Source organism: Streptomyces sp. NPDC104831 (assembly GCF_055583025.1).
Map to the genome: position 1 here is coordinate 49,969 of NZ_JBVJOT010000005.1, position 26,695 is coordinate 76,663.

Annotated in this window: 22 protein-coding genes; 9 read left to right on the forward strand and 13 right to left on the reverse strand. The window is 70.6% G+C overall.

Annotation, left to right across the window (positions count from 1 at the left end; translation table 11 throughout):
• Positions 1-24 precede the first annotated feature (24 nt).
• From gyrB to dnaA, 6 genes are all read right to left on the reverse strand, one after another.
• Positions 25-2,106, reverse strand: coding sequence for a DNA topoisomerase (ATP-hydrolyzing) subunit B (gene gyrB / locus ACZ63H_RS05185; protein WP_469862307.1), 2,082 nt, complete (start codon positions 2,104-2,106; stop codon positions 25-27).
• A 374-nt stretch (positions 2,107-2,480) separates the two neighbouring features.
• Complete coding sequence (locus ACZ63H_RS05190) at positions 2,481-3,017, reverse strand: DciA family protein (protein WP_467937804.1); 537 nt, start codon at positions 3,015-3,017, stop codon at positions 2,481-2,483.
• Positions 3,014-4,135, reverse strand: a complete 1,122-nt coding sequence (gene recF, locus ACZ63H_RS05195; protein WP_469862309.1) for a DNA replication/repair protein RecF — start codon at positions 4,133-4,135, stop codon at positions 3,014-3,016. The genes ACZ63H_RS05190 and recF overlap by 4 nt, the downstream gene beginning before the upstream one ends.
• Positions 4,136-4,164: 29 nt before the next feature.
• A complete protein-coding gene (gnd, locus tag ACZ63H_RS05200; RefSeq protein ID WP_469862311.1) occupies positions 4,165-5,040 on the reverse strand; it encodes a phosphogluconate dehydrogenase (NAD(+)-dependent, decarboxylating) in 876 nt (291 codons plus the stop codon).
• Positions 5,041-5,261: 221 nt separating this feature from the next.
• Complete coding sequence (gene dnaN / locus ACZ63H_RS05205; RefSeq protein ID WP_469862313.1) at positions 5,262-6,392, reverse strand: DNA polymerase III subunit beta; 1,131 nt, start codon at positions 6,390-6,392, stop codon at positions 5,262-5,264.
• Between the two features lie 1,154 nt (positions 6,393-7,546).
• Positions 7,547-9,472 (reverse strand): chromosomal replication initiator protein DnaA, encoded by a 1,926-nt coding sequence (gene dnaA, locus ACZ63H_RS05210; RefSeq protein WP_469862315.1) that lies wholly within the window; start codon positions 9,470-9,472, stop codon positions 7,547-7,549.
• Positions 9,473-9,844: 372 nt separating this feature from the next.
• On the opposite strand from dnaA, the gene rpmH reads away from it, so the two are divergent.
• From rpmH to ACZ63H_RS05255, 9 genes are all read left to right on the forward strand, one after another.
• A complete protein-coding gene (gene rpmH, locus ACZ63H_RS05215; protein WP_003956500.1) occupies positions 9,845-9,982 on the forward strand; it encodes a 50S ribosomal protein L34 in 138 nt (45 codons plus the stop codon).
• A gap of 21 nt (positions 9,983-10,003) precedes the next feature.
• Positions 10,004-10,375, forward strand: a complete 372-nt coding sequence (gene rnpA / locus ACZ63H_RS05220; RefSeq protein ID WP_078630330.1) for a ribonuclease P protein component — start codon at positions 10,004-10,006, stop codon at positions 10,373-10,375.
• Positions 10,372-10,737 (forward strand): membrane protein insertion efficiency factor YidD, encoded by a 366-nt coding sequence (gene yidD / locus ACZ63H_RS05225; protein WP_078637607.1) that lies wholly within the window; start codon positions 10,372-10,374, stop codon positions 10,735-10,737. Before rnpA ends, yidD begins: the two co-directional genes overlap by 4 nt.
• Before the next feature lie 3 nt (positions 10,738-10,740).
• The gene (yidC, locus tag ACZ63H_RS05230; RefSeq protein ID WP_469862317.1) at positions 10,741-12,012 is read left to right on the forward strand and encodes a membrane protein insertase YidC; all 1,272 of its coding nucleotides are present in this window, start codon (positions 10,741-10,743) and stop codon (positions 12,010-12,012) included.
• Between the two features lie 15 nt (positions 12,013-12,027).
• Positions 12,028-12,540 (forward strand): Jag family protein, encoded by a 513-nt coding sequence (locus tag ACZ63H_RS05235; protein ID WP_469862319.1) that lies wholly within the window; start codon positions 12,028-12,030, stop codon positions 12,538-12,540.
• Between the two features lie 115 nt (positions 12,541-12,655).
• Positions 12,656-13,372, forward strand: a complete 717-nt coding sequence (gene rsmG / locus ACZ63H_RS05240) for a 16S rRNA (guanine(527)-N(7))-methyltransferase RsmG (RefSeq protein ID WP_469862321.1) — start codon at positions 12,656-12,658, stop codon at positions 13,370-13,372.
• 353 nt (positions 13,373-13,725) lie between these two features.
• Entirely contained in the window at positions 13,726-14,799 is a 1,074-nt protein-coding gene (locus ACZ63H_RS05245; RefSeq protein ID WP_467938107.1) for a ParA family protein, read from the forward strand.
• Positions 14,796-15,893 carry a ParB/RepB/Spo0J family partition protein gene (locus ACZ63H_RS05250; protein WP_469862323.1) on the forward strand — a complete coding sequence of 366 codons (1,098 nt, stop codon included), beginning with the start codon at positions 14,796-14,798 and terminating at the stop codon, positions 15,891-15,893. The genes ACZ63H_RS05245 and ACZ63H_RS05250 overlap by 4 nt, the downstream gene beginning before the upstream one ends.
• A 199-nt stretch (positions 15,894-16,092) precedes the next feature.
• Positions 16,093-16,710 carry a GNAT family N-acetyltransferase gene (locus ACZ63H_RS05255; protein ID WP_469862325.1) on the forward strand — a complete coding sequence of 206 codons (618 nt, stop codon included), beginning with the start codon at positions 16,093-16,095 and terminating at the stop codon, positions 16,708-16,710.
• A gap of 50 nt (positions 16,711-16,760) precedes the next feature.
• Here ACZ63H_RS05255 and trxA read toward each other — a convergent pair whose 3' ends face one another.
• The 7 genes from trxA to ACZ63H_RS05290 all read right to left on the reverse strand — a co-directional run bounded on the left by trxA (position 16,761) and on the right by ACZ63H_RS05290 (position 26,537).
• Entirely contained in the window at positions 16,761-17,093 is a 333-nt protein-coding gene (gene trxA / locus ACZ63H_RS05260; protein WP_318202468.1) for a thioredoxin, read from the reverse strand.
• A 49-nt stretch (positions 17,094-17,142) separates the two neighbouring features.
• Positions 17,143-18,111 (reverse strand): thioredoxin-disulfide reductase, encoded by a 969-nt coding sequence (gene trxB / locus ACZ63H_RS05265; RefSeq protein WP_467937782.1) that lies wholly within the window; start codon positions 18,109-18,111, stop codon positions 17,143-17,145.
• A gap of 153 nt (positions 18,112-18,264) precedes the next feature.
• Positions 18,265-19,176, reverse strand: a complete 912-nt coding sequence (locus ACZ63H_RS05270) for a zf-HC2 domain-containing protein (protein ID WP_469862327.1) — start codon at positions 19,174-19,176, stop codon at positions 18,265-18,267.
• Positions 19,173-19,922 carry an RNA polymerase sigma factor SigM gene (gene sigM, locus ACZ63H_RS05275; RefSeq protein WP_469862329.1) on the reverse strand — a complete coding sequence of 250 codons (750 nt, stop codon included), beginning with the start codon at positions 19,920-19,922 and terminating at the stop codon, positions 19,173-19,175. Before sigM ends, ACZ63H_RS05270 begins: the two co-directional genes overlap by 4 nt.
• Positions 19,923-19,948: 26 nt before the next feature.
• Positions 19,949-21,667 carry a protein kinase family protein gene (locus tag ACZ63H_RS05280; RefSeq protein WP_469862330.1) on the reverse strand — a complete coding sequence of 573 codons (1,719 nt, stop codon included), beginning with the start codon at positions 21,665-21,667 and terminating at the stop codon, positions 19,949-19,951.
• Between the two features lie 118 nt (positions 21,668-21,785).
• The gene (murJ, locus tag ACZ63H_RS05285) at positions 21,786-24,122 is read right to left on the reverse strand and encodes a murein biosynthesis integral membrane protein MurJ (RefSeq protein WP_469862332.1); all 2,337 of its coding nucleotides are present in this window, start codon (positions 24,120-24,122) and stop codon (positions 21,786-21,788) included.
• A 45-nt stretch (positions 24,123-24,167) separates the two neighbouring features.
• Complete coding sequence (locus ACZ63H_RS05290) at positions 24,168-26,537, reverse strand: DUF6049 family protein (RefSeq protein ID WP_469862334.1); 2,370 nt, start codon at positions 26,535-26,537, stop codon at positions 24,168-24,170.
• Between the last annotated feature and the right edge of the window lie 158 nt (positions 26,538-26,695).

Here is a 26,695-nt window from a genome sequence, read left to right on the forward strand (position 1 = left end):
CTGGTGCGGTCAGCTGAGACCGACTCAGATGTCGAGGAAGCGGACGTCCTTGGCGTTGCGCTGGATGAACTGGCGGCGGGCCTCCACGTCCTCGCCCATGAGGACCGAGAACAGGTCGTCGGCCTGGGCGGCGTCGTCGAGGGTGACCTGGCCGAGGACCCGGTGCTCCTGGTCCATGGTGGTCACGCGCAGTTCCTCGGCGTTCATCTCGCCGAGGCCCTTGAAGCGCTGGATGGAGTCCTCGCGGACGCGCTTGCCGCGCTGGCGGCCCATCTCGATCAGCGCGTCGCGCTCGCGGTCCGAGTAGGCGTACTCCACGTCGTCCCGGCCCCACTTGATCTTGTACAGCGGCGGGCGGGACAGGTAGACGTGCCCGGCCTCGACCAGCGGCCGCATGAAGCGGAACAGGAAGGTCAGCAGCAGGGTGCTGATGTGCTGGCCGTCGACGTCGGCGTCCGCCATCAGGATGATCTTGTGATAGCGGAGCTTCTCGATGTCGAAGTCCTCGTGCACGCCCGTGCCGAAGGCCGAGATCAGCGCCTGGATCTCCTGGTTCTGCAGGATCTTGTCGATCCGCGCCTTCTCGACGTTCAGGATCTTGCCGCGGATCGGGAGGATCGCCTGGTACTGCGGGTTCCGGCCGGACTTGGCCGAGCCGCCGGCGGAGTCGCCCTCGACGATGAAGATCTCGCACTTGGCCGGGTCGTTGGACTGGCAGTCGGCCAGCTTGCCGGGCAGCGACGCCGTCTCCAGCAGGCCCTTGCGGCGGGTCAGGTCGCGCGCCTTGCGGGCCGCCACGCGCGCGGTGGCCGCCTGGATGCCCTTGCGGATGATGTCCGCGGCCTCGACCGGGTTGCGGTCCAGCCAGTCGTTGAGGTGTTCGTAGACCGCCTTCTGCACGAAGGTCTTGGCCTCCGTGTTGCCCAGCTTGGTCTTCGTCTGGCCCTCGAACTGCGGCTCGCTCAGCTTGACCGAGATGATCGCGGTCAGACCCTCGCGGATGTCGTCGCCGGTGAGGTTGTCGTCCTTCTCGCGGAGCAGTTTCTTGTCGCGCGCGTACTTGTTGATCAGGCTGGTCAGGGCCGCGCGGAAGCCCTCTTCGTGGGTGCCGCCCTCGTGGGTGTGGATGATGTTCGCGAAGGAGTACACGCCCTCGCTGTAGCCGCTGTTCCACTGCATGGCGACCTCGAGGGACAGGCTCTTGTCCTTGTCCTCGGCCTCCAGTGAGACGACCGTCGGGTGCACCGCGTCCCCCTTGCGGGAGTTGAGGTACTTCACGAAGTCGACGATGCCGCCCTCGTAGTGGTACGTGACGGTCTTGACCTCGGCCTTCTCGTCGGCGCCCGCCTCGTCCGCGCCGGCGACCGCCTTCGCCGACTCGCGCTCGTCGGTGAGCCGGATCGTCAGGCCCTTGTTGAGGAACGCCATCTCCTGGAAACGCCGGGACAGCGTCTCGAAGGAGTACTCGGTGGTCTCGAAGATCTCCGGGTCGGCCCAGAAGGTGACCGACGTGCCGGTCTCCTCGGTCGCCTCGTGCTTGACCAGCGGGGCCGTCGGCACGCCCATCTTGTAGTCCTGCGTCCAGCGGTGCCCGTCGGTCCTCACCTCGACGGCGACCTTCGTGGACAGCGCGTTCACCACGGACACGCCCACACCGTGCAGACCGCCGGAGACGGCGTACCCGCCGCCGCCGAACTTGCCGCCCGCGTGCAGCACGGTGAGCACGACCTCGACGGCCGGCTTGCCCTCGGAGGGCACGATGCCCACCGGGATGCCGCGGCCGTTGTCGACGACGCGCACGCCGCCGTCGGCGAGGATGGTCACGTCGATGGTGTCCGCGTAACCGGCCAGCGCCTCGTCGACCGAGTTGTCGACGACCTCGTACACCAGGTGGTGCAGGCCGCGCTCGCCCGTGGAGCCGATGTACATGCCGGGCCGCTTGCGGACCGCGTCCAGCCCTTCGAGCACGGTGATGGCGCTGGCGTCGTAGGAGGCGGAGGCCGTGCCGGTCTCGGTGGCCTCGCCGTTCACGCCGGCGTCGGTGGACGGGATGTTCTCGTTGGGGTTGCCGGAATCGGCCACGAAGCGCCCTTTCTGGCACAGCACGAGCCGGGCTCGGCGGCAGGTTGCCGGAGCGGCTGCGGCATGTTGCGTTGGTAAGCCTTGATCAGCGTTGCTCAGCTTTTCCCGGGCGGTCCCCACGTTGGGGCGGGATTGCCTTCCAGTCTACCGGTAGCACTGACATCGATGGGGGTTTGCGGGCACCTCAGCTCCCATGTGCCGCCCTGAACCGGTCTCCGCCGGGTCCCGATATGTGGATGGGGGCTCCAAGGGGCTCACAGCGGCACTCAGCGCTTCGAGCCGTCAACCCTTGGCTACTGGCGGGTCAGAAGGCCATCCGGGGACGATCCGGGCGCGGTCCGCACCGGTGCGTACGGGTACGACGGCCCTCCCGCGCGGGCGTGCGGACGTGAGGTACGTCACCCGTACGTATCGCCGGGCCCGGTGCTGCCCGGCGCCCGCAGCGGGCCGTAGCGGCGGGCCGGTCCGCCCGGATTGAGCACCTTGATCATCCGTACGCTGCCGTGGCCCAGGTCCTCGTTGAGCCGGGCCACCAGCGCGGGCGCGAGGTGGCGCAGCTGGGTCGCCCAGGCCGTGGAGTCGCACGCCACGACCAGCACCCGCTCGTCCTCGTCGTACCGCTGCGGCACGCAGTGCTTGGCCAGGTCCTCGCCGACGATCTGCGGCCAGCGGCCCATCACCCCGCCGACCGCGGCGGGCGTCTCCCAGCCCCGCTCGGTGATCAGCCGGTTGATCGCCGCCCCGAGCGCCAGCGGGTCACGGCCGTCGGCACGCGCGCCCGAGCGCAGCCCGCCGCCGCGCCGGGCCTGCTTCTTCTGCCGGGCCGCGTCCCCCCGCGCGCGGGCCTGCTCCTTCGCGGCGCGCAACGCCACGCGCGCGAGGTCGACTCCGGAGGGCTCCGGGCCCTTCCCGGGGGCGGGTCCGTCGGTGCTCATGCGCGCTCCACCGTCCCGTCGGCCACCGCGTACCGGGCGCCGGCCAGCACATGGGGCACGTCGTCGTCCACGGCGGCGGTGACCAGCACCTGTTCGCCGGGCGCGACCAGTTCCGCCAGCCGCTCCCGGCGGCGGGCGTCCAGCTCGGCGAAGACGTCGTCCAGGATCAGCACCGGCTCGTTGCCCTCCGCGCGCAGCAGGTCGTAGGAGGCCAGCCGGAGGGCGAGGGCGTAGGACCAGGACTCGCCGTGCGAGGCGTAGCCCTTGGCGGGCAGCTGGCCGAGTTTGAGCACCAGGTCGTCCCGGTGCGGTCCGACGAGGGTGACGCCCCGCTCGATCTCCTGCTTGCGCGCCTCCGCCAGGGCCGCCATGAGCTGCTCGTACAGCTCCTCGCGCGCGTGGCCCTCGCCGGGCGCCGACGGCTTGTACTCCAGCCCGACCGGACCGCCGCCGGGGGCCAGCTGTTCGTACGCCTTGTCGGCCAGCGGCCGCAGCGCGGCGACCAGGTCCAGCCGCCGGGCGAGCAGCTCGGCGCCCGCGCGCGCGAGGTGCTGGTCCCACACGTCGAGCGTGGACAGGTCCATGGAGCGCCCGCCGTGCCGCCGCGCGAGGGCGGCGGTCTTCAGCAGGGTGTTGCGCTGCTTGAGCACCCGTTCGTAGTCGGAGCGCACGCCCGCCATCCGCGGGGACCGCGCGGTGACCAGCTCGTCGAGGAACCGCCGCCGCTCGCCGGGGTCGCCCTTGACCAGGGCGAGGTCCTCGGGCGCGAACAGCACGGTCCGGACGATCCCCAGCACGTCACGCGGTCTGACCTGCGAGGACCGGTTGATACGGGCGCGGTTGGCCTTGCCCGGGTTCAGCTCCAGCTCGATCAGCTGCTGCCGGTCGCCCTGCCGGACCTGGGCCCGGACGACGGCCCGGTCGGCGCCCATGCGCACCAGCGGCGCGTCGGAGGCGACCCGGTGGCTGCCGAGCGTGGCCAGGTAGCCGACCGCCTCGACCAGGTTGGTCTTGCCCTGCCCGTTGGGGCCGACGAAGGCGGTGACGCCCGGGTCGAGCGGGACCTCGGCCCGGGCGTACGAGCGGAAGTCGGCCAGCGAAAGATGCGTGACGTGCATGGTCGTCCCGCCGACCTCCCTTGTGCGGCTTACTTCTTCTCTACGGCGTGGCCGCCGAACTGGTTGCGCAGCGCGGCGATCATCTTCATCTGCGGCGAGTCCTCCTGCCGGGAGGCGAACCGCGCGAACAGCGAGGCGGTGATCGCGGGCAGCGGCACGGCGTTGTCGATGGCCGCCTCCACCGTCCAGCGTCCCTCGCCGGAGTCCTGCGCGTAACCGCGCAGGCCCTCCAGGTGCTCGTCCTCGTCCAGCGCGTTGACCGCGAGGTCCAGCAGCCAGGAGCGGATGACCGTGCCCTCCTGCCAGGAGCGGAAGACCTCGCGGACGTTCTCCACGGAGTCGACCTTCTCCAGCAGTTCCCAGCCCTCGGCGTAGGCCTGCATCATGGCGTACTCGATGCCGTTGTGGACCATCTTCGCGAAGTGGCCCGCGCCGACCTTGCCCGCGTGCACCGCGCCGAAGTCGCCCTCGGGCTTGAGCGCGTCGAAGACCGGCTGCACCTTGGCGACGTTCTCGGCGTCGCCGCCGTACATCAGCGCGTACCCGTTCTCCAGGCCCCACACGCCGCCGGAGACGCCGCAGTCGACGAAGCCTATGCCCTTGGCGGCCAGTTCCCCGGCGTGCCGCTCGTCGTCGGTCCAGCGGGAGTTGCCGCCGTCCACGACGACGTCGCCGGGCTCCAGCAGCTCGGCGAGCCGGTCGATGGTCGACTGGGTGGGCTCGCCCGCCGGGACCATCACCCAGACCACCCGCGGGCCGCTGAGCTTGCTCACGAGCTCTTCCAGGCTGTGGACATCCGCGACGTCCGCGTTGCGGTCGTATCCGATGACGGTGTGGCCCGCGCGGCGGATCCGCTCGCGCATGTTGCCGCCCATCTTGCCGAGGCCGACGAGACCGAGCTCCATCAGTTGTGTTCCTTAGGTCGCTGTGTGGCGTGAGAGGCACCGGGGTGCCGAGCCGAGCCTAAACCCGGACCCGCACGCACAGCTGTGGGCATACGCGCTCATGCGAGGAGCCCGCTGACCTGCGAAGACGTGGCCCCGGGCCGACGCGGTCCGGCCGGCGGTCCGCCACGGCGCCGGGTGTCCACAGGGACGCCCGGCGCTGTGCACACCTGTGGAGGACGTCAGCCGCTGAGGCGGACCGGCATGATCAGGTACTTGTACGCGTCGTCGGCCTCGGCGTCCACCGCCGGCTTGCCGCTGAGCAGCGCGGGCTTCGTGGACGTGGTGAACGACAGCTGGGCCACCGGCGAGTCGATCGCGCTCAGACCGTCCAGCAGGAAGGTCGGGTTGAAGGCGATCGAGATGTCGTCGCCCTCCAGCTGCGCGTCGACCCTTTCCACAGCCTGTGCGTCGTCGCTGGAGCCGGCCTCCAGGATCAGCACGCCCTGCTCGAAGCTCAGCCGCACCGGGGTGTTCCGCTCGGCGACCAGGGCCACGCGCTTGACCGCCTCCACGAACGGCGCGGTCTCGATCACGGCGACGGAGTTGAACTCCGTCGGGAACAGCGTCCGGTACTTGGGCAGGTCGCCCTCGAGCAGCCGCGTGGTCGTGCGGCGCCCGGCGCCCTCGAAACCGATCAGGCCCTCGCCGGCGCCCGCGCCGGCCAGCGCCAGCGTGACGCTGTCTCCGGCACCCAGCGACTTCGCGGTGTCCAGCAGCGTCTTGGCGGGGACCAGGGCGACGGCGGAGGCGTCCGGGTTCTCCGGCTTCCACAGGAACTCGCGGACCGCGAAGCGGTAGCGGTCGGTGGAGGCCAGGGTGACCGTGTCGCCCTCGATCTCGATGCGCACACCGGTCAGCACCGGCAGCGTGTCGTCCCGGCCGGCGGCGATGGCCACCTGGGAGACGGCCGCGGCGAAGACCTCGCCGGGGACGGTGCCGGTCGCGTTCGGCATCTGGGGCAGCGCCGGGTACTCCTCCACGGGCAGGGTGTGGAGGGTGAACCGCGAGGAGCCGCAGACCACGGTCGCCCGTACACCGTCTGTGGAAATCTCCACCGGCCGGTTGGGCAGGGCACGCGAGATGTCGGCGAGCAGCCGGCCGGAGACGAGGACGGTGCCCTCCTCCTCGACCTCGGCGTCGACGTTCACCCGCGCGGAGACCTCGTAGTCGAAGCCCGACAGACTCAGCTGGCCGTCCTCGGCCTTCAGCAGCAGGCCGGCGAGGACAGGCGCCGGCGGACGGGCCGGGAGGCTGCGTGCCGCCCAGGCCACTGCCTCCGCGAGTACGTCGCGTTCCACCCGGATCTTCACCGTAAGCCGCCTCCTGCTGTTGCTACTGAGTCCTCCGACTCGGTGTCACCGCCCTCTGCGACGGGAAGGACACCGGGGACCAGTCTGACGCACGGCACTGACAGTAGGTGCCCGTCGGGGTCAAGTCGGTCCGAGGGGCAGCCGGGCCCGAACGGGCGAGTTGTGCACAGCCCCCGCTTCAAAGCGATTGCCGAGCTCTCTCTAGTCGGGAGTAGTAGTAGGGCCTGTGGATACGGTGGATAACCACGTTTGCCCAGCTCAGCGCGGGTTTTTTATCCACTGCCCCTGTGGGTGGCGCCAGTGGAAAACCGGGCCTGTCTGTGGAGAACGGAAAGTTCTGCACACACCGCCCACAGGCTGAGGGCAGTTCTCCCCAGCTGTGTCCCCAGGAATACCCACGTTTCCCACAGCCCAATCCGGCAGCTTCCTGTGACGCCTTTCACTCGACGCGGTGAGCGCGGGCGTCGCGTTGCCGAACAGTGGACAGCCATGTGGAGAAGCCCGGGTTCGCTGGGGACAACCGCCCCCAGCCTGTGGGGTACCGGTGGACAACGCGAGGCGGAGCCTGGGGACAACGAGGTTATCCACAGTCTGTGGAGATCGTTCGTCCACGAATCCACAGGCACTTGAGCTGGGCGGACGTCCAGGAGCCAGCCTCCCTGTGGACACGGTTCGGGACAACTTCGCAGTCCCCAGTCTGTGGACGGAAGAAAGTCGCCGAATCTGTGGAGGAAGGCCGTAACCAGGCAGGTAATCGAACAAGGGATGACGGTGGGGAAACGGCCCCACAGCCCGCATCCGGCGCCCCGGACGCGCCTCGGACGCCCGCTGAGGCTCCCGGAGGCCCTCCGGAGGCCCTCGTGAGTCCCGTCGGAGCCCTGCCGGAGGGTCGCCGAAGAGCCGCCGCCGGGGCCTGGCTCGTACGCCGGCCGCCGCGTGGGGTCGTTGCCGGCCGCCGCGTGCGGGCGCCCTCAGGAGGCCCTGGGCGCGGGCCGGGGCGGCCGGGGCGCGGCCCGTCGGTGCGGGTGCGTGCGCGGGTGCGGGCGCGGTTGCCGGTGCCCGCATCGTCCGATGGCCGCGCAGGCCCGGAAACGCCGGAGGGCGCCCCGGGGCGGTGTGCCCCGGAGCGCCCTCCGCGCCCGCGTGCGGCCGACTCAGCCGTTCTTGATGCGGTTGGTCAGCTCGGTGACCTGGTTGTAGATCGAGCGCCGCTCGGCCATCAGCGCGCGGATCTTCCGGTCGGCGTGCATCACGGTGGTGTGGTCCCGGCCGCCGAACTGCGCGCCGATCTTCGGCAGCGACAGGTCCGTCAGCTCGCGGCACAGGTACATCGCGATCTGCCGCGCGGTGACCAGCGCGCGCCCGCGCGAGGTGCCGCACAGGTCCTCCACCGTCAGCCCGAAGTAGTCCGCGGTGGCCGCCATGATGGCCGTCGCGGTGATCTCCGGCGCGCTGTCCTCGCCGCCGGGGATCAGGTCCTTCAGGACGATCTCCGTCAGGCCCAGGTCCACCGGCTGCCGGTTGAGCGAGGCGAACGCCGTGACCCGGATCAGCGCGCCCTCCAGCTCACGGATGTTCCGCGAGATCCGGGAGGCGATGAACTCCAGCACCTCCGGCGGCGCGTTCAGCTGCTCCTGCACCGCCTTCTTGCGCAGGATCGCGATCCGCGTCTCCAGTTCGGGCGGCTGGACGTCGGTGATCAGACCCCACTCGAAGCGGTTCCGCAGCCGGTCCTCCAGCGTGACCAGCTGCTTGGGCGGCCGGTCGCTGGAGAGCACGATCTGCTTGTTGGCGTTGTGGAGCGTGTTGAAGGTGTGGAAGAACTCCTCCTGCGTCGACTCCTTGTCCGCGAGGAACTGGATGTCGTCGACGAGCAGGATGTCCATCTCGCGGTAGCGCTTGCGGAAGCTGTCGCCCTTGCCGTCGCGGATGGAGTTGATGAACTCGTTGGTGAACTCCTCCGAGCTGACGTACCGCACGCGCGTGCCCGGGTAGAGGCTGCGCGCGTAGTGCCCGATGGCGTGCAGCAGATGGGTCTTGCCGAGCCCCGACTCGCCGTAGATGAACAGCGGGTTGTACGCCTTCGCCGGGGCCTCGGCGACCGCGACCGCCGCCGCGTGCGCGAAGCGGTTGGACGCCCCGATGACGAAGGTGTCGAACAGGTACTTGGGGTTCAGCCGCGCGGTCGGCTCGCCGGGACCGCCGGCCGGTGCCGGCTGCGCGGCCGACGGACCGGGGGCACCGGCGGCGGGCAGGTCCGGCCGGCCGGTGCCGCCGCGGTGCGCCGCCGGGTCGGGCAGCTCCCGGCGGACCGGGTCGCGCTGGTCGTACTCGGTCCGGGACGGGTCGTACTCGCCCCGCGCGGAGTCGTAGTCCGGGCGCCCGGAGTCGTACTCGCCGCGCTGCTGCTCGTACGACGGCCGGTCCACGCCCTGCGGACGGTAGTCCTGGGACGGCCCGCCGTACGCGTCCGCGCCGGAGCCGTAGCCGTCCTGGGAGGACGGCGAGGCGTACGGGTCCCGCTCCGGGAAGCCGAGCCGGGGCTGCTGCCAGCCGTAGTCGTCCTGTCCCGGGCGCGGCCAGGCGCCCGGTTCGGGGCGCTGGTACTCGGACGGGTAGACCGGCCGGACGGTGGGGAGCTGGTCCGGGCGGCCGCCCGGACGCTGCTCGGAGCGCGGCTCGCCGCCCGGGTGCTGCTCGGCGCCGCGGGAGCGGCCGTAGCCCTCGTACGGTCCCGAGGGCAGCTCCGGCTCCTCGTAGCGCGGCTTCGCCGGCTGCTGGGCGGGGGGCGCCGGCGGTTCGCCCGCGGAGTCGTCCACGGTGATCGCGATCCGGATGGGACGGCCGCACTCCCGGCTCAGGGTCTCGCTGACGACGGGCGCCAGGCGGCCTTCCAGTACGCCCTTCGCGAATTCGTTCGGCACGGCGAGCAGGGCGGTGTCGGCGACCAGCGCGAGCGGCTGGCAGCGCCGGATCCAGTGCTCGTCCTTGGTCTCCACGCCCTGTCCGCGGCCCTCACCGAGCAGTTGTTCCAGTACTCGCGGCCACACTGCGGCAAGATCGGCAGGTACGTCAGCCACAGGGACACGCTCTCTCACAGGTCCCACGAACGTGTGGTTCAGGGACGGGTCGGGATGAAAATCGGGTCGGGCGGGGATATGGGAACGAATCGGAGTCCAGCCACGGTAGTCAGCGCGGCGGGTAGGGTTCAAGTTGTTGTCCCCAGCCTGTGGACAGTGTCTCCCGACAGCCCTCGGTTTGACCGGATGGCGCAGCCCCGCGTACCGTAACCAGGTCGAGTTGTCGATGGCTGCTGCCGCCTGCCTCCGATGGGCACAGGTCACGTCAGGTGATCGGGAAGCGGTGCACTCGGGCGTGACGCGAGCTACTCGTGGGCGCACGGTGACAGCCAGGACGGCACCCCGCCACTACCGATTTTCTGGAGCCCCCGAGTGAGCAAGCGCACCTTCCAGCCGAACAACCGTCGTCGCGCGAAGACCCACGGCTTCCGGCTGCGTATGCGGACCCGTGCCGGCCGCGCGATTCTCGCGTCCCGCCGTAGCAAGGGTCGCGCCCGTCTGTCCGCCTGATCCCGGTCAGGTCATGACATCGTGCTGCCCACCGAGAACCGGCTGAGGCGGCGCGAGGACTTCGCGACCGCGGTACGACGGGGTCGCCGGGCAGGCCGCCCGACGCTCGTCGTCCACCTTCGAAGCGGTGCCACGGACCCGCACGCGCCTGGGGAGAGCGCTCCCCCGACGCGTGCGGGTTTCGTCGTCAGCAAGGCCGTGGGTGGAGCGGTCGTGCGCAACAAAGTGAAGCGCAGACTGCGCCACCTGATGCGTGACCGAGTCGCCCTGTTCCCCCCCGGTAGCCTGGTAGTCGTACGAGCGCTGCCCGGAGCGGGCGACGCAGACCACGCACAGCTGGCCCGAGACCTGGACGCCGCCCTACAGCGGCTGCTGGGAGGGGGCGCGCGATGAAGTACCCGCTGCTGGCTCTGATCAAGCTGTACCAGTGGACGATCAGTCCACTGCTGGGGCCGGTATGCAAGTACTACCCGTCGTGCTCCCACTACGGCTACACGGCCATCGACCGGCACGGTGCGGTCAAGGGGACCGCATTGACCGCTTGGCGCATCCTCCGGTGCAATCCGTGGTCGCCGGGTGGCGTGGACCATGTTCCGCCGCGCAAGCGTCCGCGGTGGCACGAAATGCTGCGCGACGCCTGGCGCGCACGCAGGGGCGGGTCCTCCGCCGCCGAAACGGCCACCGAAGCGAAGCCCCCAACGGAGTCTCCTTCGAGCCCGGCCGCAGAGACCTCGTCCCATGCCCAAGGAGCATGATTAGTGGACACGATTGCCAGCCTTTTCAGTTTCATCACCTGGCCCGTCTCCTGGGTCATCGTCCAGTTCCACAAGGTGTACGGGGCGATCTTCGGACCTGACACCGGGTGGGCCTGGGGCCTGTCCATCGTGTCCCTGGTGATCCTGATCCGCATCTGCCTGATCCCGCTCTTCGTGAAGCAGATCAAGGCGACCCGCGCGATGCAGACGCTCCAGCCGGAGATGAAGAAGATCCAGGAGCGCTACAAGAACGACCGGCAGCGCCAGTCCGAAGAGATGATGAAGCTGTACAAGGAGTCGGGTACCAACCCGCTCTCCTCGTGCCTTCCCATCCTGGCGCAGTCCCCGTTCTTCTTCGCCCTGTACCACGTGCTCGCCGGCATCGCGTCGGGCAAGAAGATCGGCGTCATCGACGCCGACCTGCTCGAAAGCGCCCGGAACGCCCACATCTTCGGCGCCCCGCTGGCCGCCAAGTTCTTCAGCAGCGACAGCCAGGTCAGCGCCCTGCACGCCTCGCTGACCGATGTCCGCATCGTGACCGCGATCATGATCGTGCTGATGTCGGCGTCGCAGTTCTACACGCAGCGCCAGCTGATGACGAAGAACGTCGACACGACGGTGAAGACGCCGTTCATGCAGCAGCAGAAGATGCTGATGTACGTCTTCCCGATCATGTTCGCCGTCCTCGGTGTGAACTTCCCGGTCGGTGTCCTCATCTACTGGCTGACCACCAACGTGTGGACCATGGGCCAGCAGATGTACGTCATCCACAACAACCCGACCCCGGGTTCCAAGGCGCAGGCCGCCTACCTGGAGCGCCTGACCAAGCACGTCACGCAGCACGGCAAGATCCGCCGGCGCAGCGAGAAGGCCATCGTGAAGGCGATCGTGGCCAAGGGCCGCGACCGCAACGAGTTCGAGCGCAAGTTCGTCAACGCGCTCACCAAGGCCGGTCTCGCCGCCCAGGCCGACGGCACCGTGACGAAGAGCGCGGCCCAGGCCGCGGCGCAGGCCGAGACCGAGGAAGGCGCGGCCACCGGCACGGCCGCGGCCGCCGCCCGGCGTCAGCAGCCCAAGCGCCAGAGCAAGTCCCAGCGTCAGTCCGGGACCAGGACGGGCGACTCCCCGTCGCTGGAGAAGTCCGACGAGCCGCAGGAGCCCAAGCCCGCGGCCGCCAAGCAGCCCCAGAAGCCCGGCTCCGGCACCCGCAGCAAGGCCCAGTCCGGCCAGCGCAAGGGTGGCCCGCAGCGGCCCAAGTCCCCGTCCAAGAAGTAAGAAGGAGTCCATCCCGTGACGGAAGGCACCACCTCCGCCGCTGCCGAGGGTGCAGACACCCTCACCCGCCTGGAGCAGGAGGGCGAGATCGCGGCGGACTACCTGGAGGGTCTGCTGGACATCGCCGACCTCGACGGCGACATCGACATGGACGTCGAGGCGGACCGCGCCTCCGTGTCGATCATCAGTGACACCGGCAGCCGTGACCTGCAGAAGCTGGTCGGCCGGGACGGCGAGGTGCTGGAGGCGCTGCAGGAACTGACGCGGCTCGCCGTTCACCGGGAGACCGGTGACCGCAGCCGGCTCATGCTGGACATCGCGGGCTACCGCGCCAAGAAGCGCGCCGAGCTGTCCGAGCTGGGTGCCAAGGCCGCGGCCGAGGTGAAGGGAACCGGCGAGCCCGTGAAGCTCAAGCCGATGTCCCCGTTCGAGCGCAAGGTCGTGCACGACGCGGTCAAGGCCGCGGGGCTGCGCAGCGAGTCCGAGGGCGAGGAGCCGCAGCGGTTCGTCGTCGTGCTGCCCGCCTGATCGGCCCCCGTTCCACCGGCCCCGTCTGTTGAGCAGGCGGGGCCGAACCTTGTCAGCCTGGTAGTTCTGGTGGCCGGTGCGCGACGCACCGGCGCTGTACGGAAGGACGGTCCCCGTGACGGAGGCAGCGGAGCTTCCCCCCGCGCCCGAGCAGGCGCGGGAAGTGTTTGGTGATCGCTTCGCCGATGCGGTCCGCTATGCGGAGCTGCTCGCCGAGGCAGGCGTACAGCGTGGCCTGATCGGCCCGCGGGAAGTGCCCCGCCTGTGGGAGCGGCACCTGCTGAACTGCGCGGTGCTCTCCGAGGCCGTTCCCGAGGGGGTGACGGTCTGCGACGTCGGCTCCGGTGCCGGGCTGCCCGGCATTCCGCTGGCGCTGGTCCGCGACGACCTGAACATCACCCTGCTGGAGCCTCTGCTGCGGCGCACCAACTTCCTCACCGAGGTCGTCGAGCTGCTCGGCCTGGACCATGTCACCGTGGTGCGCGGCCGGGCCGAGGAGGTCATGGGCAAGCTGCCGCCGGTCCATGTGGTGACGGCGCGCGCCGTGGCCCCGCTGGACCGCCTGGCCACCTGGGGCATCCCGCTGCTGCGTCCGTACGGCGAGATGCTCGCGCTCAAGGGCGACACCGCCGAGGAGGAACTGAAGGCGGCGGCCACCGCGCTGAGCAAGCTGGGAGCGGTGGAGACATCGATCCTGCATGTGGGAGAGGGCGTGGTGGATCCGCTGTCCACCGTGGTCCGCGTCGAGGTCGGGGAGAGCCCGGGGGGTGTGCGCTTCGCCGCGAAGCGCGCCAAGGCGGCCCGTACGGGCCGGGTCCGCCGTCGGCGGTGAACCGGAGGGCGGGCGGGGGTGCGTCGGCGGATCGAAGGCCGGCCGGCGCTGACCCGTCCTGACGACGAGACGTACTCCACACAAGCTGCCGAACCGGGACAAGTCGGAGTGTCGCCGGGGCCCGGTCGCAGCCGCTGTGCATCGTGTTTCACGTGAAACGTCGCTCACTGCTGCACGGCATCATCAGTCGTGGCCGCGCTGCGGCCGAACCCCGCGACCGAAAGCCTCTCGGGGCGCTCGGAGAGGAGCCCGTCTCCCCGGAGACTCCGTCCCTCTCCGGGGGCACGGAGTTGTCCACAGAGGTGTATTTCTCCACAGATCGCCAGGCCTCACTGGTTCACGACCCCGAAGACATGGGAGGCTCTGTTCATCGCGAGCCTGAAGTCGAGGAGAGTGAATCCTTGCGGTCCGACGCCAACATCGCGGGACCGATGACCGATCCGGTCCCCGGTCCCCGTACCGAGTCGATGGGGGCGGATGTTTCACGTGAAACACCGCCTCCGATGGACGACACTCCCATCGGCCGTGCGGCCCAACTGGCGGTGGAGGCTCTCGGCCGCGCCGGCGCAGGCCTGCCCCGACCGGAGCAGACCCGCATCATCGTGGTCGCCAACCAGAAGGGCGGCGTGGGCAAGACGACGACGACCGTCAATCTTGCCGCCTCGCTGGCTCTGCACGGTGGCCGGGTCCTGGTGATCGACCTCGACCCGCAGGGCAACGCGTCCACCGCCCTCGGGATCGACCACCACGCCGAAGTTCCCTCGATCTACGACGTGTTGGTGGAGAGCAAGCCGCTCGCCGAGGTCGTCCAGCCCGTCCCCGACGTCGAGGGGCTGTTCTGCGCCCCGGCCACCATCGATCTCGCCGGTGCGGAGATCGAGCTGGTGTCCCTGGTGGCGCGGGAGAGCCGGCTGCAGCGGGCCATCCAGGCGTACGAGCAGCCGTTGGACTACATCCTCATCGACTGCCCGCCCTCGCTGGGCCTGCTGACCGTCAACGCGATGGTCGCGGGCGCCGAGGTGCTGATCCCGATCCAGTGCGAGTACTACGCGCTGGAGGGCCTCGGTCAGCTCCTGCGCAACGTCGACCTGGTGCGGGGGCACCTCAACCCCACGCTGCATGTGTCGACCATCCTGCTCACCATGTACGACGGCCGGACGCGTCTCGCCTCCCAGGTCGCGGAAGAGGTGCGCAGCCACTTCGGCGACGAGGTGCTGCGGACGAGCATTCCCCGCTCGGTCCGCATCTCCGAGGCGCCGAGCTACGGGCAGACGGTGCTGACTTACGATCCAGGATCGAGCGGCGCGCTCTCGTACCTCGAGGCGGCCCGGGAAATCGCGCTGAGGGGCGTCGGCATCAGCTACGACGCGAGCCAGGCCCACATCGGCGCCCAGAAAGATCAGAGCATGGTGGAGGGGATTCAGTGAGTGAACGACGGAGGGGGCTGGGCCGTGGTCTTGGCGCACTGATCCCCGCTGCCCCGACCGAGAGGACGCCGGCCCCGGCGGCGCTGGGCGGAGGATCCACCTCCCCCGCGGCCGTCCCGGTGCTGACGAGCGACCGGGGGGTGGCCGCGGCGAAGGTGGCCACGCTGCCTCCCGCCGCCCAGGACATCCAGACGGTCCCGGCGAGCCCCGCCACCGAGGTGCCCGCGCCGCCGGTGGGGGCCCACTTCGCCGAGATCCCCCTGGACGCCATCACGCCGAACCCGCGTCAGCCGCGCGAGGTCTTCGACGAGGACGCGCTGCAGGAGCTGGTCACCTCCATCAAGGAGGTCGGCCTGCTGCAGCCCGTCGTGGTGCGGCAGCTGAGGCCCGGCCGCTATGAGCTGATCATGGGTGAGCGCCGCTGGCGCGCCTGTCGTGAGGCCGGTCTGGAGGCCATCCCGGCGATCGTGCGGGCCACGGAGGACGAGAAGCTTCTCCTGGACGCGCTGCTGGAGAACCTGCACCGGGCGCAGCTGAACCCGATCGAGGAGGCCGCTGCCTACGACCAGCTGCTGAAGGACTTCAACTGCACGCACGACCAGCTGGCCGACCGGATCGGGCGCTCCCGCCCGCAGGTCTCCAATACGCTGCGTCTGTTGAAGCTGTCGCCGACCGTGCAGAAGCGGGTGGCCGCCGGGGTGCTCTCGGCCGGTCACGCCCGGGCACTGCTGGCGGTGGAGGACTCCGAGGAGCAGGACCGGCTGGCGCACCGGATCGTGGCCGAGGGCCTGTCGGTGCGGTCCGTCGAAGAGATCGTGACGCTGATGGGTTCACGGCCCCAGAAGGCCTCACGGTCCCGGGGGCCCCGGGCGGGCTCCGTTCCCTCTCCGGCGCTGAGCGAGCTGGCCACCCGGCTCTCGGACCGCTTCGAGACGCGGGTGAAGGTCGAGCTGGGCCAGAAGAAGGGCAAGATCACCGTCGAGTTCGCCTCGGCGGAGGATCTCGAGAGGATCCTCGGCACCTTCGCCCCGGGCGAGAAGCTGGCTCTCCAGAAGAGCCTTCAGGACGACGGCGACGGCGAGACGCAGGACTGATTCCCCGGCGGTAGCGCCCGCCGGGTCGACGGAGCGGGCCGTGTCCGGTGTGTACCGGATCACGGCCCGCTCTTTGCTTTGACACGGTATCGAGTGAATCGGATCGTGGATACGATGCGATCAGCTAGGGCATATCCACCGGTCAGCAGCTGACAGCCGCTCGCGATGCGGCGGGTGAAGGAAGCGAGGATCAGCCTCCATGGGGCGTCGGCTCGTGCCGCTCACGCTGGACAACCTTCAGGATCTTCCCCCACGCTGCCGCTCCTGTGTCTTCTGGGAGCTGGACCCGGTCAGCGGCGAGGCGGCGGTGACGGCGGGCACCACCGCGCTGGAGAAGGAAGCCTGGATCTCCGCCGTCCTGCTGGACTGGGGGTCGTGCGGGCGGGTGGTGTACGTCGACGACGTCCCGGCGGGTTTCGTGCTCTACGCCCCGCCTGCCTATGTCCCGCGCTCGACGGCCTTCCCGACGAGCCCGCTCTCGCCGGACGCCGTCCAGCTGATCACCGGGTCCGTCCTGCCCGGCTACCAAGGGCAGGGCCTCGGCCGGGTACTGGTGCAGACGGTCGCCAAGGATCTGCTGCGACGGGGCTTCAAGGCGATCGAGGCGTTCGGAGACGCCCGCTGGCAGCAGCCCGCCTGTCTGCTGCCCGCCGATCACCTGCTGGCCGTGGGCTTCAAGACCGTCCGGCAGCATCCCGCGCATCCCCGGCTGCGGCTGGAACTGCGGTCCACGCTCTCCTGGAAGGAAGACGTGGAGATGGCGCTCGACCGGCTTCTGGGCGCGGTCCAGAAGGAACCCGCGCTGAGGCCGCTATAGCGAAGGGGCCGACCCGTTCGGGTCGGCCCCTTCATGTTTCACGTGAAACGTCACTTCGTGATGAACTCATCGAGGTCGCGAAGGAGCGCCGCCTTGGGCTTCGCGCCCACGATGGTCTTGGCCACGTCGCCGCCCTGGTAGACGTTCAGGGTGGGGATGGACATGACGCCGTACTTGGCGGCCGTGTCCGGGTTCTCGTCGATGTTGAGCTTGACGATCTGGATCTTGTCACCGTGCTCCGCGGCGATCGCCTCCAGGGACGGGGCGATCATGCGGCACGGGCCGCACCATTCCGCCCAGAAGTCCACCAGAACGGGCTTGTCGCTCTTGAGGACCTCCTCCTCGAAGGTGTCGTCGGTCACGGTCTTCACGTTGCCGGCCACAGTGGGCTCCTTACCTCGGTTACGCGGTGGGGCGGGGAAGGGGGGAAGGTCAGACAGCCGTCTTCTCGGGCTCCGCCTGGTCCTCGTCCGCGAGGGCGGCGAGGAACCGCTCGGCGTCCAGAGCGGCGGAGCAGCCGGTGCCGGCCGCGGTGATCGCCTGGCGGTAGGTGTGGTCGACCACGTCACCGGCGGCGAAGACACCGGTCACGTTGGTACGGGTGGACGGCGCGGCCACCTTCAGGTAGCCCTCCTCGTCCAGGTCCAGCTGGCCCTTGAACAGCTCGGTGCGCGGGTCGTGACCGATCGCGATGAACAGGCCCGTCACGGGCAGCTCGGACAGCTCGCCGGTCTTGAGGTTCCGCAGCTTCAGCCCGGAGAGCTTCTGCTCGCCCTGGATCTCGGCGACCTCGCTGTCCCAGACGAACTTGATCTTCGGGTCGGCGAAGGCCCGCTCCTGCATCGCCTTGGAAGCGCGCAGGGTGTCCCGGCGGTGGACGATCGTCACGGACTTGGCGAACCGCGAGAGGAACGTGGCTTCCTCCATCGCGGTGTCGCCGCCGCCGATCACGGCGATGTCGTGGTCCTTGAAGAAGAACCCGTCACAGGTGGCGCACCAGGAGACACCGCGGCCCGAGAGCGCGTCCTCGTTCGGCAGACCCAGCTTGCGGTGCTGGGAGCCGGTGGTGACGATGACGGCCTTCGCCCGGTGGACGGTGCCCGCGGTGTCGGTGACGGTCTTGATCTCACCGGTCAGATCGACGGAGACGATGTCGTCCGGAACGAGTTCGGCGCCGAAGCGCTCGGCCTGGGCACGCATGTTGTCCATGAGGTCCGGCCCCATGATGCCGTCGCGGAAGCCCGGGAAGTTCTCCACCTCGGTGGTGTTCATCAGCGCACCGCCCGCGGTGACGGCGCCTTCGAACACCAGGGGCTTCAGCGACGCACGGGCGGTGTACAGCGCCGCCGTGTAGCCTGCGGGCCCGGAGCCGATGATGATCACGTTACGGACATCGCTCACGGCTTGATTCCTCGTCTCTGGTCTGCGTCAGTCGACCGGGGCGAGTCCCTTTCGGGACTCACACCCCACCCAACGGATCCTACGGGGCGTGCATTCCCGGTGTGTCCGGGCACACGCCTGCCCCAGGACGGCCGAAGGGGTGGTCCGGCGGTCTCAACGCCGGGCGAGGGACTGCCGCAACAGGACCGTGCCGGCCGACGCGGTCTGCTGCCGGACGCAGCTCGCGTCGACCACGTAGGCCGTGACCCGTTCGCTGTCGTGGGCGTCGGCCACGACCACGAGATAGGCGGACCTGCCCGCGTACGTTCCCGTTTTGGCGCCGAGGACGTCGGCGCCCTGTCGCAGCGCCTGCCGGACACAGCCGGGGACCGGGACGGCCGTTCGGAGCAAGGTGTGGGGGCCTTCGGCGGTGCCGGACGAGCGCGACCCGTCGCCGGGGCGTTGCCGGTGTCCGTCGGCGGTGAGGAGGGAGCGGACCTGGTGCTCCACGGTGTCCCCGGAGAAGGTGCCGGCCGAGGCGGTCGGCGTCCCGTGGGCCGACGGGTGATCGGCGCTGTCGGGAAGGGACGTCACGATCCAGCTTCCGGCGCCCAGGACCGCGGCCGTGAGAACGGCGCCCAGGGCGAACCGGCCGCGTCGCCGTCCGCGCCCGGTCCCCTTGCGCCCCGGCCCGGTCGCCGCCCGGGGACGGCCCGCCGGGCGGTCGGCGGGGGAATCGACGGGACGTTCGGCAAGGCGGTCCCCGGCGAGCGACGTTTCACGTGAAACATGATCCGCGGTGCCCTCGGTGCCGGCGATCGGTGCCGCCTCGGTGGCGAAGGCGGCCTCTGCGGCGAGGGCGGCGTCGAGACGCGCGGCGACCTCGTCCGGCATGCGCTCCGGCAGCGGCAGGGAACCGAGCAGGCCCCGGACCTCCTCCAGCGAGGCGTACACGTCCGCGCAGGAGGCGCAGCCGTCCAGATGGCGCCGTACGTCCCTGCCCCGGTCCGGCGTGAGCAGGCCCTCGGTGAGGTCGGAGAGCTCCGCGACGTCCGGGTGCCCGGCCGTCTCCGTCGTCGACGTCACGCTCGCCCACCTCCGCCCTTCACCACGGCTGAATCGCTCGGTCCCGCGCCTCGGGGGCGTTCGCTCGGTGACTCCGCTGCCGGTGGGACGGATGGGCCCTGTCCCCGGTTCCGCCCCTGGTCGTTTTGCTTTCCGCTCCCGGTATCGCCCCCGGGCGGACCTCCGGCGCTCTCGGGCCGCAGATGCGTGAGCAGGGGCAGCAGCTTGGCCCGGCCACGGGCGCACCGGCTCTTCACCGTTCCCGCCGGCACGTCCAGGATCCGCGCGGCCTCCGCCACGGGGTAGCCCTGCATGTCCACCAGGACCAGGGCGGCGCGTTGCTCCGGGGGAAGGGTGTCGAGCGCTTCGAGGAGCTGGCGGTGCACGTCGTTCCGCTCGGCCGGCGCCGAGGCCGACTCGTGCGGCTCCAGCAGCTGCTCCAGCCGCTCGGTGTCGTCGACCGGAGCCGTCTTCCGGGAGGCGGCCTTCCGGACCCGGTCCAGGCAGGCGTTCACCGTGATCCGGTGCAGCCAGGTGGTGACGGCCGACTGGCCCCGGAAGGTGTGGGCGGCCCGGTAGGCGGAGACCAGGGCGTCCTGGACCGCGTCCGCCGCCTCTTCCCGGTCCCCCAGGGTCCGCAGGGCCACCGCCCAGAGCCGGTCCCGGTGCCGCCGCACGATCTCGCCGAAGGCTTCGGGGTCGCCTTCCACGTGGCGGGCGAGCAGGTCCCGGTCGTCCACCGCGTCGTATCCGGCGCCCTCCGCCATCTGTCCCCTCCGGTCCGGGTGAGACGTCAGCCCGTGAACTTCACTTCGCCGATGGCCTGCTTGTATCCGGGGCTGGCGTACAGGGCGGAGTCGTAGCCCGAATTCGGTACGGCCGTCAGCCAGACGAGGACGTACTGCGTCTTGACCTGCTTGGTGACCTTCACCGTGGCGGTGGTGCCCGTGGTCGTGGTGTCGCCGATCCTCGTCATGGAGTCCAGTGAGGCCGGCGACAGCGAGTCCGCGGCGTACAGCTCGACCGTCGTGTGGTCACCGCCGTAGCGGAGGTCGACGGTGGCCGTGCTGAGCTTCTTGGCGGAGCCGAGGTCGTACACGATGCCGACGCCCGGCTTGTACGGGGCGATCGGCGGGCCCTCGTTGAAGCTCTTGGTCTTCCAGTACGTCGACGCGTTGCCGTCGTAGGTGTTGGGGACGTTGCCGGGGCTCTGGGCACCGCCCTCGGCGACGAACTCCTGTCCGTTCTGGATCTTTATCGGAACAGGCTTCGGCTTCACGACGTTCTTGTCGCCGCTGTCCGTCGTCTGGCTCTTGTTGGTGTCGTTCGACTTGTCACCCTGGTCCATCAGGGCGTCCGCCAGCTGCCAGCTGCCCAGGCCCAGGGCGGCGATCAGCAGGGCCGACACCGCCCATTTCAGGGCCTTGCCGGTGCGGCTCTGCAGCGGGGGCGGCGGGGGCGCGATGGGCTGGGCGGCGGCGTGCGGGGCCGTGCGGCCGTAGCTGCCCTGCTGGTAGGTCGTGTGCTGGTACTCCGGCGGCGCGGCGAACGCCGGCTCGGGCGGGCGGATGCGCGGCATCTCGCCGATCGCCTTCACCAGCTCCTCCGGCGTGGTGCACGGCGCCTCGTGCCGGGACGCCGTGGCCCCGTCGTTGACGAGGGCGCGCATGGTCAGCTCGGACAGGCCGCGGTGCACACCGGCCCGTACCTGGTCCGGAGGGATGAGACCGATGTCCTTGGGGAGGCCGGCCAGGCCGTAGGCGTCGCTCTCGTACGGCCAGCGCTGGGTCAGCGCCGCGTACAGCAGGGCGCCGATGGCCTCGGTGTCGGTGCGCTGCGGGGTGTCGGAGCCGACGCCGCGCAGCGCCGCGTTCACGGCGAGGCCGCGGATGCGCCACTGCCCGGTGGAGGTGCGCAGGACGGCGTTCGGGTTCAGGCGCAGATGGGCGAGACCCTCCCGGTGCGCGGCGGCCATGGCCGCGGCGACCTGACTGACCATCTGGTAGGCGTCGTGCGGCTCCAGCGGGCCGCCGGCGAGGAGGGTGGACAGCTCGATGGCGTCGGGCAGCCACTCGTGGACGACGTAGACGAGGTCGTTCTCCTCGACGGCGTCGAGCACCTGGACGAAACGCGGGTCACCGAGGAGCGCGGAGGAACGGGCGGCGGCGAGGACGGAGCGGGCCCGGGCGTGGTCGGCGGGCAGGACGTGGACACCGACGGCGCGGCGGAGTTTCTCGTCGACCGCACGCCAACTGCTGAATCCGTCCAGACGGGTGACGCACTCCTCCAGCCGGTAGCGCCTGGCGAGCTTGTGACCGCTGTGCAACTCCAGAGGGGAGGCCTTCCGCCCGGGGCCCTCGGTACCGCCGCTTCCCTGTGCCTCGTCGCTGTCCGTGTCCCGCTCCGGGTTCGTGTCCACCCCGTCGGCCGTGGACTGGTCCGCCTTGGCGGTCAGCGGTTGCTCACCGCTGTTGTCTGCCACGTCGACGGCAGCTGTGCTCCGTTCCGCCACCGTCGTCCCTGCCTCCCCATCCGTTGCACGCTGTCCGACGCCGAAACCAATTGTGCCCACAGTCGGCCGCTATGCACGACACACGGCGACGGACGATGGTTGTGCGCCTACCCCTGCCTCAGCGCCCCAGACGTCCCCGCACCATTCCGACGAGCGAGTTGAGTTCCTCGATGCGCATCCGGCGGGCGGCGACGAAGAAGACGCCGAACAGTACGGCACCGCCGGCGATCAGCGCGGCGAAGGAGCCGACGACGCCCAGGCCCAGGGTGTGACCGACGCCGTAGCAGGCAGCGCCGCTGAGCAGGGCGGCCGGCACCGAGGCGATACCCAGGCGCGCGTACGTGCGCAGTACCCGGGCCCCGTCCAGGTCACCGCCCAGCCGCTTGCGCAGCCGGCGCCAGGCGATGCCCACCCCGATGGCATAGGCGAGGCCGTAGGCGGCGGCCATGCCCGCGACCGCCCAGCGCGCCGGCAGCAGGAAGTAGCAGAGCGCCGAGGCGCCGGCGTTGACCGCGGCCACGATGACCGTGTTGTAGAAGGGGGTGCGGGTGTCCTCGTACGCGTAGAAGGCGCGCAGGACGACGTACTGCACGGAGTACGGGATCAGGCCGAGGCCGAAGGCCATCAGCATGTAGCCCATGTTGGTGGCCGCGCCGGTGCCGGCGGAGCCGAAGATCAGCGTGCACATCGGGACGCCGAGCGAGAGGAACCCGAACGCGATCGGCACGATGGCCACCGCCGTGGTGCGCAGGCCCTGGGAGATGTCGTCGCGGACGGCGCCCGCGTCGCCCTCGGACGCCGAGCGCGCGAGACGCGGCAGCAGCGCGGCCATCAGGGACACGGTGATGATCGCCTGCGGCAGGCCCCAGATCAGCTGGGCGTTGGCGTAGGCGGCGAAGCCGGTGCCCTTGACGTCGGAGTCCGAACCGGCGGCGGTCGACAGCTGGGTCACCACCATGGCGCCCGCCTGGTTGGCGAGGACGAACAGGACCGTCCACTTGGCGAGCATCGCGGCCTTGCCCAGGCCGTGGCCGCGCCAGTCGAAGCGCAGCCGGATCCGGAAGCCGGTCTCCCGCAGGTAGGGGATCATCGCCAGGGCCTGGACGACCAGGCCCAGCAGCACACCGACGCCGAGCAGCCGCTGGCCCTCCGGCGGGATGCTGGTGACGTCCATGTGGGAGTTGGCGGCGGTGCCGTAGACCCAGATGAACATGCCGAGCGTCACGATGATGACGATGTTGTTCAGGACCGGGGTCCACATCATCGCGCCGAACTTACCGCGCGCGTTCAGGATCTGACCCATCACCACGTGGATGCCCATGAAGAAGATCGAGGGCAGGAAGTAACGGGTGAAGGTGACCGCGACCTCGTTGGCCGCCGGGTCGCTGGCCACGGGGTTGGCCAGCAGCCGCACCAGCAGCGGCGCGGCGAACATCGCGAGGCCGGTCAGCGCGGCCAGCGCGACCATCACCAGGGTCAGCAGCCGGTTGGCGAATGCCTCGCCGCCGTCCTCGTCCTCCTTCATGGAGCGCACGAGCTGCGGCACGAAGACGGAGTTCAGCCCGCCGCCGACGGTGAGGATGTAGATCATCGTCGGCAGCTGGTAGGCCACCTGGAAGGAGTCCGCGAGGAAGCCGAGGCCGAGCGCGGCGGCGATCAGCGCGGAACGGATGAAACCGGTCAGGCGGGAGACCATCGTGCCCGCCGCCATGACGGCGCTGGACTTCAGCAGCCCGGCGGCCTTCCCGCCCTTCTTCGGGGGAGCCGCGGGAGCCACCACGGCGGGGGCGTCGACGGTCGCGGGGACCTCGGCCTGGAGGGAGCCGGGGTCCGCGGTGGCGGCCGGCGCGGACCCCGGGGCCGCCGGGTATCCGGGCGCGGAAGGCCCGGCCGGGTAGCCGCCGGAGTACGCGTGGCCCTGCTGCGCGCTCTGCCCGTACTGCTGGGGGTACGGGTCGCCGGGGGCGGCCGGGTCCATCGGCGCGTGTCCGCCGCTGTGCTGCTGGTCCTTGAAGAGGTGCGCGAAGGCGTCCGGCTCGTGGTACTCCTCGCCGGAGTGCGTGACCAGGTCGTCGACGCCCACGAACTGCGTCGTGCGCGGGTCCTCGCCGTACGGCAGGTACTGGGTGGCGGCTCCCGGCTCCGGCGCGGGCGGCTGCGCCCACACGCGCGGGTCGGGGGCGTAGGGCGACTGCTCGGGCGGTGCGTACGGCTGCTGCTGCGCATCGTACGAGCCCGGGGGCGGCGGCGGGTGCGCGGCGCGGTCGTAGAGCGCCTCGGCGACCGGGTCCTGGGCGGCCAGGTCGTGCGCCCGGTAGGGGTCCTGTTCGTAGGCGTCCTGGAGATACATGTCCGCCGCGTGCTGCGGCAGCACCTGGCCGGGCTCGGGCGGCGGATCGGGGTAGCCCGAGCCGGCCGCGCCCTGGCCGCGGTCACCGTCGTACGGCGCGTTCATGCTTACCCCACCTCATCGTCCCGGGCCCACCGGCCACGACATCGCTCAACGGTCCACTCTCTCACCCGTCCCGGACGGGTCGGTGCTTTCCGGTGCGGTGTCCGGCGCAGGGTCACTCGGCTGCTCCGGGCCGTCTGCCCCGGAGGGGTCGGACTCTTCGGGGAGACGGCCTCCGGGTGCCCCGGGGTTCCCGGGCTCCTCGGGGTCCTGCGGCGCCGCGCCGGGGCCGTCGTCATCGGGCTGCCGGGCGGCGGCGCGCTTGCGCTGGGTGTACATCCGGAAACCGGCGAGGACGAGGAGCAGGACGCCGCCGCCGATGACCAGCATCACGGTGGGCGTGACCTCGGTGACCTTCACGTCGAAGGTGACGGGGGCGCCGTAGGCCTCGCCGTCCTCGGTGTACAGCTGGGCGATGACCGTGACCCGGCCGTTGGCGTTGGCCGAGGTGGTGAACTTCACCGACTGGCTGTGCCCGCCGGAGATCTCCACGGGCTGTTCGTCATAGGCCTTGCCGCCGATTTTCAGACGGGTCGGCATGGTCGACTCCAGGCGCAGCACCAGGTGGCCGACGGGCTGGACCAGGTTGTTCTGGACGGTCACCGGGATGGTGGCGCTGCGGCCCGAGAGCTTGGTCTCGGACTTGTCGATCAGCTTGACCTCGTCGGCCAGGTCGTCGAGCCATGTCTTCACGCCGTCGCGGTAGCTTCCCGCCGCGCTCCGGTGACTGCGCCAGGACGTGGACATGTCCCGGTTTATGGCCCGTCCGAACGGGGTGACGACGCGGGACTGGTCGCTGAGGACCACGCGGAAGTTGTCCAGCTTGCCCTGGGTGCGGGCGATCTGCTCGAAGGCCGTGCGCGGCAGTTCCTGGCGGCGCAGCGACGAGGGGTAGGCGGACGCCGGCGGGATGCGCGTGGTGGCGCCCGGGTCGGGCTTGTCCTTGGAGGTCGCGGTGAGGTCCTGGGGCTGGGACCAGGTGCCGCCCTGGAGCGCCTTCACCGCTGCCGCCATCGCCTGGGCCTGGCTCGCCGTGGGCATGCGCTGCGGGGCGACGAGGATGCTGCGCTGCTCGTCGGTCTGCGTGTTCAGCTCCAGGCTGTGGGCCAGGAACCGCTGCACGGCCAGGGTGGCCGAGCCGGCCTTCGTGAGATCGTCCTCGAACGCCGTGGACAGCCGGGTGTCGGCGACCACGGCCGTGGTGCCCGAGCCGACCGGGCGGGCGGCGGACGGCGTGTACGGCAGCCCGCCGGTCTCCTGGAGGCTGTCGCTGCGGGCGATCACCCGATCGGCTCCGGCGGAGGTCGCGACCTTCATGATCGAGCGGTCCACCGCGCCCTCGACCGGCCAGGCGAAGTCGGTGCTCGGTGTGACGTGCAGCACGGTCTTGACGGTGGTGGCGGCGACGTCGGTGGCGTCCTTGAGATGGCTGAGCGAGCCGGTGACGCTGGTGCCGTTGTGGGCGAGCGAGGCCAGGTCGGGGTCGGCGAAGGGCAGCGCGACGACCTCCTTGCCGGCCACCGCCTTCTGGAGGGCGGCCAGCCACTGCTTGGCGACCGCCTGGTGCTCGCGCGGGCCGGGCGTGCTGGTGCCGTCGGCGCCCTGGAGCCGGTAATTGCCCACGGCCATCGCGTCGGCCGAGGCCAGCAGGTCCGGGTCGATCACCCAGGTGACGTCGAGATCCTTGCCCAGGTCCACCATCTGGGCCAGCCGGCCGCCGGGTGCCAGGTCCCTGGCCAGGTCGTCGTCGAGGAATTCCGGCGTCTGGAGGTCGCCCGCGCCGGTCTTGGCCGTCATGTGGACCGTGGAGATCAGCGGCCACAGGAACGTTGTCCTGGTCTTGGTGTCGGCGTCCGACGGCTGCCACGGCAGGAAGGTCCGCCGGATGCCGAGCACCTGGGGCCAGGGCCGGGCGGAGGTCTCGCCGGAGAGGGCGACCCCGAATGCGTAGACCCCGTCGTCGTCGAGGCCGAGCTTGTCGACGGGGACGGAGATGCTGAAGTGCTCGGCGACGCCCGGGGCCAGCTTGTCGAACTTCTCCTCGTACTTGTCGCCGACCTCGGATCCGGTGCCGCGCTGCGGATCGTCGGAGTGGCGGGCGACGGAGTCGATGTCGGAGCGGGTGGACAGCCGGGGGCCCACCTGGAGGCCCACGTGGGCGTCGGTGACGGCCTGCCTGCCGTTGTTGGTCACCGTGCCGGACACGGTCAGCGTGTCGCCGTCCGTGGGGGCGCTGGGGCTGAGCGAGTCCAGGGAGACGGACACCGTGCCGGAGGAGGCGGCCTGGGCGGGCGCGGCGGCGGGCAGCTGGAGCAGCCCGGCCAGCAGGGGCGCCCCGGTGAGCAGTGCTGCGGCGCGCCGCAGCCACCGGCGGGCAGGTGAGGCACTGGTCCCCTGGAAGTCAGCCGCCTCGGCCACGCGCTCGCCCGTCCCTCGTCGTCAGTGGTCGTCGGAATGTGCGTCCACGCATGGTAACGATGCGCGCTGAAGGGAAGTGCCGCGGTCTCCTTCACAAGATCGCCCAGGGGTCGTGACCCGTCCTCTATATCCAGTATCGAGGGGAGAGCGGCCGTACG